The following is a 7,189-nucleotide window of genomic DNA, read 5'->3' as shown; positions in this document are numbered from 1 at the left end:
ATGCACCGAAGCCTCCGCAGCAGACGAATTACGCCTTGTCGTCGGCCTTCTCCTCGGCCGCAGCTTCCTCGGCCGGGGCCTCGGTCGCAGCAGTTTCGGTTTCGGTCTCGGGAGCCTCGTCCTCGGTCTTCTTCGACGCGGCCACCCGGCGGGCGCGATCGGCCTCGTTGGTCACGGTCTGTTCCCGCACCAGCTCGATGATCGCCATGGGGGCGTTGTCGCCCTTACGCGGCAGGGTCTTGATGATCCGGGTGTAGCCGCCGCTGCGGCCCTCGAACGACGGACCGATCTCGGCGAAGAGATCGTGCACGACATCCTTGTTCCGGATCACCTTGAGCACCTCGCGGCGGTCGGCCAGCGTACCGGCCTTGGCCTTGGTGACCAGTTTCTCGGCGTAGGGGCGCAGCGCCTTGGCCTTGGCCTCGGTGGTCGTGATCCGGCCGTGCTCGAAGAGCGCCGTGGCCAGATTGGCGAAGATCGCCTTCTGGTGCGACGCCGACCCGCCGAAGCGAGCACCCTTCTTGGGCTTGGGCATTGTGGGTTCTCCTTGTGTAAATGCGGCGTATGGGCGGTCGCTGCGTTGTATGTCAAGTTTTCGGCAGCGACCGCGCGCTCACGTCGCGGGCGCAAGGCCGACGCGGGTGCCTACCCCTGCGGTGACCTAGAGCTGTTCGGTTTCGGCGTAGTCCTGCTCGCCGCCGTTGTCGTCGCTGAAAGTGCCGCTGTCGGACCAGGTGCCGGTGGCCGCGTCGTAGCCGACCACACTGGACGGGTCGAAGGACGCGGGGCTGTCCTTGAGGGACAAGCCCAGCGCATGCAGCTTGACCTTGACCTCGTCGATGGACTTCTGGCCGAAGTTACGGATATCCAGCAGATCCGATTCGGTCCGCGCAACCAGCTCGCCGACGGTGTGCACACCCTCGCGCTTCAGGCAGTTGTAGGAACGGACGGTGAGGTCCAGATCCTCGATCGGCAGCCCGAAGGAGGCGATGTGATCCGCCTCGGCCGGGGAGGGGCCGATCTCGATACCTTCGGCTTCGACGTTCAGTTCACGGGCCAGGCCGAACAGTTCGACCAGGGTCTTGCCCGCCGAGGCGAGCGCGTCCCGCGCACTGATGGAGTTCTTGGTCTCCACGTCGAGGATGAGCCGGTCGAAGTCGGTGCGCTGCTCGACACGGGTGGCCTCGACCTTGTAGGTCACCTTGAGCACCGGCGAGTAGATCGAATCCACCGGGATCCGGCCGATTTCCGCACCGGTCGCCTTGTTCTGCACCGCCGGGACATAGCCGCGACCGCGTTCGACGACGAGCTCGATCTCGAGCTTGCCCTTGTCGTTCAAGGTGGCGATATGCATATCCGGGTTGTGCACGACCACACCCGACGGCGGCACGATGTCATCGGCGGTGACGGTCCCCGGGCCCTGCTTGCGCAGGTACATGGTGACCGGCTCGTCCTCTTCGGAGGACACGACCAGGCCCTTGAGGTTCAGGATGATGTCGGTGACATCCTCCTTCACGCCGGGCACGGTGGTGAACTCGTGCAGAACGCCGTCGATGCGGATGCTGGTCACCGCGGCCCCCGGGATCGAGGACAGCAGGGTGCGCCGCAGCGAATTACCGAGGGTGTACCCGAAACCCGGCTCGAGGGGTTCGATGGTGAACTTCGAGCGGTTGTCGGCGACGACCTCTTCGGTGAGGGTCGGACGCTGGGAAATCAGCATGGGATCAATCCTCCTGTGTTGGGCGCCCGCTATTTGACGCCTCGTTCAGTGGTTGTGCGGGCCGTCACCTCGACGACCCGCACCAGCGGCACGGTATGAGCAATTCAGGCCCGAAGACGGTAGTGCGATACCTCCCGGCCTCCGCGTCGGTACGTGGACCGATCGCAGGTCTCGCTCATACCCAGTGCACACAGCTGTTACTTCGAGTAGTACTCGACGATCAGCTGTTCCTGCAGCGGCACATCGATCTGGGCGCGCTCCGGCATGGAGTGCACCAGGATCCGCAGCCGGCCCGGGACGACCTGGAGCCACCCGGGAATCGGGCGATCGCCGGTGGTCTCACGGGCCACCTGGAACGGCAGGGTCGCCAGCGACTTCTCCTTGACATCGATGATGTCGTACTGGGTGACCTGGAAAGAAGGAACGTTGACCTTCTTGTTGTTCACCAGGAAGTGGCCGTGGCTGACAAGCTGGCGGGCCTGACGACGGGTCCGGGCCAGACCGGCGCGGTACACGACGTTGTCCAGCCGGGTCTCCAGCAGACGGAGCAGGTTGTCACCGGTCTTGCCCTTGAGGCGGTTGGCCTCTTCGTAGTACCGGCGGAACTGCCGCTCCATGACACCGTAGGAGAAGCGGGCCTTCTGCTTCTCCTGCAGCTGGAGCAGGTATTCGCTCTCCTTGATCCGCGCGCGGCCGTGCTGGCCGGGCGGGTAGGGGCGACGCTCGAAAGCCTGGTCACCGCCTACCAGGTCGACGCGCAGGCGACGCGATTTGCGGGTGATGGGTCCGGTGTAACGGGCCATTGTGCTCTACCTTCCTTCCCGCTTAGACGCGACGCCGCTTGGGCGGACGGCAGCCGTTGTGCGGCTGCGGAGTGACATCGGAGATGGTGCCCACTTCCAGGCCGGCGGCCTGCAGCGAACGGATCGCGGTCTCGCGGCCGGAACCCGGGCCCTTCACGAACACGTCGACCTTCTTGACACCGTTCTCCTGCGCCTTGCGGGCCGCGTTCTCGGCGGCCAGCTGCGCGGCGAACGGCGTCGACTTGCGCGAACCCTTGAACCCGACGTGGCCGGAGGACGCCCAGGAGATGACGTTGCCCGACGGGTCGCAGATGGACACGATCGTGTTGTTGAACGTGCTCTTGATATGCGCGTGGCCGTGCGGGACGTTCTTCTTTTCCCTGCGACGCGACTTCTGGCTCTTCTTCGGGCCGGAGGCCCGGGACTTCGGAGGCATCTGTTATCCCCTACTTCTTCTTGCCGGCGACGGTGCGCTTCGGGCCCTTGCGGGTGCGCGCGTTGGTCTTGGTGCGCTGGCCGTGCACAGGAAGGCCACGGCGGTGACGCAGCCCCTGGTAGCAGCCGATCTCGATCTTGCGACGGATATCGGCCTGAACCTCGCGGCGGAGGTCACCTTCGACCTTCAGCGACGATCCCTCGATGTAGTCACGCAGCTGCGTGACCTGCTCGTCGGTGAGATCCTTCGAACGCAGATCCGGGCTGACGCCCGTGGCCCCCAGGATCTCCTTGGAGCGGGTACGACCGATGCCGTAGATGTAGGTCAGTGCGATCTCCATGCGCTTCTCGCGCGGGAGATCGACGCCCATGAGACGTGCCATCTGGCAGTTCCTTCACTGTTGCGGAGGTCTGCTCCCTGTCCATCCCCTCGTCTGGTGGGGCCCCGGCCTCCGTACCGGGGGTAGGCACGCACACTCTCCGGAAATTCCGGAAAACCTCAGTGCGCGGCTGGCGCTGGGAGTTCTTCTTGTGCCAATCCGAACCGCGTTCGGTGCTCGGCGCCGGTGTCAGCCCTGCCGCTGCTTGTGCCGCAGGTTGTCGCAGATCACCATGACCCGGCCGTTACGCCGGATCACCTTGCACTTCTCGCAGATCTTCTTGACGCTCGGCTGAACCTTCACGTCCGTCCAATCTTTCGTTGCGGTCCACACCGGAGTGTGGACGCAGTTGACCCCGGCCGGGCACGACCGGGGAAATCTCGGGTGAGCGAGCCGGGGCTCACATCGTTCACTTGTATCGGTAGACGATCCGACCGCGGGACAGGTCGTACGGTGACAGCTCGACGACGACCCGGTCCTCCGGCAGAATGCGAATGTAGTGCTGACGCATCTTGCCGCTGATATGCGCGAGGACCTTGTGCCCATTCTCGAGCTCGATCCGGAACATCGCATTGGGCAACGGCTCGACAACCCGCCCCTCGACCTCGATGGCCCCGTCTTTCTTCGCCATATCCTCCGCGATCCCGGTTACACTCAACCTGGTCTGATTACCTGGTACTGCCCGGTGCACCCGGCCGAAGTGGCGCAGCGGCCACCCATGGTGGCTCACACTGCACAACACGGATGACCACAACCGATCGCACGCGAACAGGCGGCGCTTTGATACACCGCCTGGTCAGCTTACCGGTAGGTCCCCCATCGGGCAAAAAGGGGTAAGTGCTGGTGGCGTCGCGCGGCGTGCGTGGATGTCTCCCCGGCACCGAGTGGAATGGGACTTGTCGCGTAAACTGGCCGCTGACCGAGGACGACCATTCCAGGAGGGGAACCGGTGAGCCGCAGCAACGACGGCCTCCCCATGCTGCCGCCATGGCTGGCCGATACCGAGGTCACCGGGGTCGGGCAAACGAACTTCCGGAACTACGAGCCGCCACCGGTAGAGAATCTTCCGCAGGACTCGGTCATCCCGGAGACCCCGGAACCGGTCAACGGCTTCTTCAACCGGCGCGGACGCGGCGATGACCGATCCGATTCGGACGGTGACAAGAAGAAGGGCAAGGGCTGGTTCCGCAACAAGAACAAGTCCGAACCCTCACTCGAAGAACGCGTCGGCGAGCTGCTGCCGAACAACAACGGTCCCCGGCCGTCGCAGCGCAACAACTGGGCCGAAGGTACCGCGCAGTGGTCCACGCAGCAGGTTCCGCAGCCCGCCACGGATCCGCACGCTGCGGACGAGCCGGCACAGGCCGGTAATCCCCCGGACGCGTTCCCGCAGGCCGGTCCGAGCGCACCACCGGCACAGCTTCCCCCGATGGCCCCGCAGAATGTCCCCGGACCGCCGGAGCAGGCGCCGGTGACGCAGACCCCGGACGGACAGCCGGCATGGGGTCCCGGGCCGGGGCCGCAGTGGGGTCCCGGTGGGCAGCAGCCTCCGAACGGTATGGGTCTCCCACCGGCACCGCCGCCTCAGCAGCAGTTCACCGCCGCGGCCCAGCCCACCGACACTCCGGCGCCACCGCAGGCCCCCGGCCCCGACCGGCCGAGTACCTCCGCCGCCGATTCCGGTTTCGGCGCATCCGCGTCCGCCGCGCCGACGGCCTTCCAGGCTCCGGAGTCGGATCGGCCCGGCCTGCCGGTACGCAACCCGAGCCAACCGGCTCCGGAGTTCGACCGGCTGAGGCCGCACCATCCGATCCCGCCCCACCTCGCGCCATCGGACGATTCCGCGAACGCACCCACCCCGGACCGGCCGGCGGATACGCCCACCGCCGGCGCAGGTGACTTCCGGCCCCCGCCGCCACCGTTACCCGCCCCGCCCCCGACCGGTGACACACCGGTGGCGCAGCAACCACAGCACCGGCTCCCCGACCTGCCGCCCCCGCCGGATGAGGAATCGTCGCGAGCGGCCACGCCCGCCGATTCCCCGGCTGATTCGGCAGTCACTCCCGGACCGCAACAGCGGTCCGACTCGCCGGGCGGCGGTCCGACCACTCATGGCAGCGGCACACACCCGATCGCCGAGGGGCCCGTCGCGGCCGACAGCGGATCGCTCCCACGTGGCAGCGACGCAGCCGAGGTCCCGAGCCGGCCCGATCCGCCCCACAGCGCGCCCGGCCCACACAACAGCGGCACACACCCGATCGCCGACCGGCCCGATTCGGCCGGGGCCGGCGCCGCGCCGGAGTCCGCCTCACGGTCCGTCGCCGCACCCGTGTCCGACGGTTTTCCGGCCGCCCGGTCCACCCCGGCACCGGAGTCTTCTCCCGCGCCCGACCGGTGGACCAGCGCGGTCGATCACCCGATCGCGCCGGCACCCCCTGCGGACGTCGCACCGCAGTGGCAGGCACCGGATAGCGCACCCGTGCACCCGCCGCAGAACGCGCCGGGGCCCCAGTGGCAGGCGCCGGAACAATCCACGAGCCGGCAATCGGGTGCGCAGCACTCCGTCCCACAGCAACCGGGTCCGGCCAGCGCACCACCTGGTATGCCGATACAGCAGGGCGGTCCGCATACGGGCCACCGCGCACCCGGCCCGCATCAGCAGAATCAGCTGCCCGCCCAGCAGTGGCAGAACCAGGCACCGCCGGCGAATCCGCCGCCGCAGGCCGGGCCGGGCGCCTGGCAGCAGCAGGGGCCGCAGGGTGGCCAGTGGCAGAACCCGAAGATTCCGCAGAGTCCGCCGCAGCAGTTCGGGCCCAATGGACCCACCCTGGACAACGTTTCGGTGCGGCGCGCCAAGAAACCGGCCGGCAGCGGCTGGCGCAAGGTGGTGCACCACGCCTCCGGCGGGAAGATCAATCCGGGGATGTCCGCCGAGGAGCGGCGGATGCTGGAGCTGGTGGCGCGGATTCGCCAGCCCGTCCGCGGCGATTACCGGATCGCGGTGCTCTCGCTGAAAGGTGGTGTCGGTAAGACCACCACCACCATCGGCCTGGGTTCGACCTTCGCCTCCGTCCGCGGCGACCGCGTCATCGCAGTCGACGCCAACCCGGACTTCGGCACGCTTTCGCAGCGGGTGCCGCTGCAGACCCGGTCCACCGTCCGCGATCTGCTGCTCGATCCGGCGATCCAGCGCTATTCGGATGTGCGCCGCCATACTTCACAGGCCACCAGCCGGCTCGAAGTACTGGCCAGCGAACGCGATCCGGCCGCCTCGGAGGCGTTCAACGAGGACGAGTACCGCGCGGTGGCCCGTATCCTGCAGCGGTTCTACAACATCATCCTCACCGACTGCGGTACCGGCCTGATGCATTCGGCGATGGCGGGCGTCCTCCAGCTGGCGCATTCGCTGGTGCTGATCTCCCCGACCGCGATCGACGGCGCGCAGAGCGCCTCGGCCACGCTGGACTGGCTGTCGTTGCACGGCTATCACCATCTGGTGCAGAACGCCGTGGTGGTGATCAATTCCCCCCGCGACGGCACCCCGAACATCGACGTCCAGCAGCTGCGGCAGTACTTCCTGTCCCGCTGCCGGGCCGTGCATATGATCCCGTTCGATCCGCATATGTCCGAGGGCGCCGAGATCGATCTGCTACGGCTGAAGAAGGAAACCAAACGCGCGTACGTGGAACTCGCGGCGACGGTTGCCGACGATTTCGGCCGTAGTTACGGCCCGCAGCACGGCAACTGAACCCGGCGCCCGGTCCGTGCGCCGGGTACCGCGCCGCGATCCACCGGCGCCCCGCCCCGCACCCGCCGGCCCCCTCGGCGGGGAGCCGGTTCGGCGCGCGCCC

Annotated in this window: 8 protein-coding genes; 1 reads left to right on the top strand and 7 read right to left on the bottom strand. The window is 67.5% G+C overall.

What is annotated here, in order from left to right; translation table 11 throughout:
• Positions 1-28: 28 nt before the first annotated feature.
• From rplQ to infA, 7 genes are all read right to left on the bottom strand, one after another.
• On the bottom strand, positions 29-535 hold the full coding sequence (rplQ, locus tag NS6_RS13245; RefSeq protein WP_068041134.1) for a 50S ribosomal protein L17: 507 nt from the start codon (positions 533-535) through the stop codon (positions 29-31).
• Between the two features lie 126 nt (positions 536-661).
• Entirely contained in the window at positions 662-1,720 is a 1,059-nt protein-coding gene (locus tag NS6_RS13240) for a DNA-directed RNA polymerase subunit alpha (protein ID WP_068041132.1), read from the bottom strand.
• A 197-nt stretch (positions 1,721-1,917) separates the two neighbouring features.
• Positions 1,918-2,523, bottom strand: a complete 606-nt coding sequence (rpsD, locus tag NS6_RS13235; protein ID WP_068041129.1) for a 30S ribosomal protein S4 — start codon at positions 2,521-2,523, stop codon at positions 1,918-1,920.
• 22 nt (positions 2,524-2,545) lie between these two features.
• Positions 2,546-2,959 (bottom strand): 30S ribosomal protein S11, encoded by a 414-nt coding sequence (gene rpsK, locus NS6_RS13230; protein ID WP_068041127.1) that lies wholly within the window; start codon positions 2,957-2,959, stop codon positions 2,546-2,548.
• 10 nt (positions 2,960-2,969) lie between these two features.
• Entirely contained in the window at positions 2,970-3,341 is a 372-nt protein-coding gene (rpsM, locus tag NS6_RS13225) for a 30S ribosomal protein S13 (protein WP_068041125.1), read from the bottom strand.
• Positions 3,342-3,527: 186 nt separating this feature from the next.
• On the bottom strand, positions 3,528-3,641 hold the full coding sequence (gene rpmJ / locus NS6_RS13220) for a 50S ribosomal protein L36 (RefSeq protein WP_025347279.1): 114 nt from the start codon (positions 3,639-3,641) through the stop codon (positions 3,528-3,530).
• A gap of 106 nt (positions 3,642-3,747) precedes the next feature.
• Entirely contained in the window at positions 3,748-3,969 is a 222-nt protein-coding gene (gene infA / locus NS6_RS13215; RefSeq protein WP_003418601.1) for a translation initiation factor IF-1, read from the bottom strand.
• A 318-nt stretch (positions 3,970-4,287) separates the two neighbouring features.
• Here infA and NS6_RS36335 point away from each other — a divergent pair, with 318 nt between their 5' ends.
• Positions 4,288-7,086, top strand: coding sequence for a MinD/ParA family ATP-binding protein (locus NS6_RS36335; protein ID WP_307647534.1), 2,799 nt, complete (start codon positions 4,288-4,290; stop codon positions 7,084-7,086).
• Positions 7,087-7,189 lie beyond the last annotated feature (103 nt).

The organism is Nocardia speluncae NBRC 108251 (assembly GCF_001613245.1).
GTDB classification, from domain to species: domain Bacteria; phylum Actinomycetota; class Actinomycetes; order Mycobacteriales; family Mycobacteriaceae; genus Nocardia; species Nocardia speluncae.
The sequence above is the reverse complement of the archived record's forward strand: the minus strand, read 5'-3'. Positions and strand labels throughout refer to the sequence as shown.

What these genes read in the sequence shown, in the direction of transcription:
- NS6_RS13240 (WP_068041132.1), bottom strand. Translation starts at nt 1,720, where the DNA reads ATGCTGATTTCCCAGCGTCCGACCCTCACCGAAGAGGTCGTCGCCGAC.
- infA (WP_003418601.1), bottom strand. Translation starts at nt 3,969, where the DNA reads ATGGCGAAGAAAGACGGGGCCATCGAGGTCGAGGGGCGGGTTGTCGAG.
- rpsK (WP_068041127.1), bottom strand. Translation starts at nt 2,959, where the DNA reads ATGCCTCCGAAGTCCCGGGCCTCCGGCCCGAAGAAGAGCCAGAAGTCG.
- rpsD (WP_068041129.1), bottom strand. Translation starts at nt 2,523, where the DNA reads ATGGCCCGTTACACCGGACCCATCACCCGCAAATCGCGTCGCCTGCGC.
- rpsM (WP_068041125.1), bottom strand. Translation starts at nt 3,341, where the DNA reads ATGGCACGTCTCATGGGCGTCGATCTCCCGCGCGAGAAGCGCATGGAG.
- rplQ (WP_068041134.1), bottom strand. Translation starts at nt 535, where the DNA reads ATGCCCAAGCCCAAGAAGGGTGCTCGCTTCGGCGGGTCGGCGTCGCAC.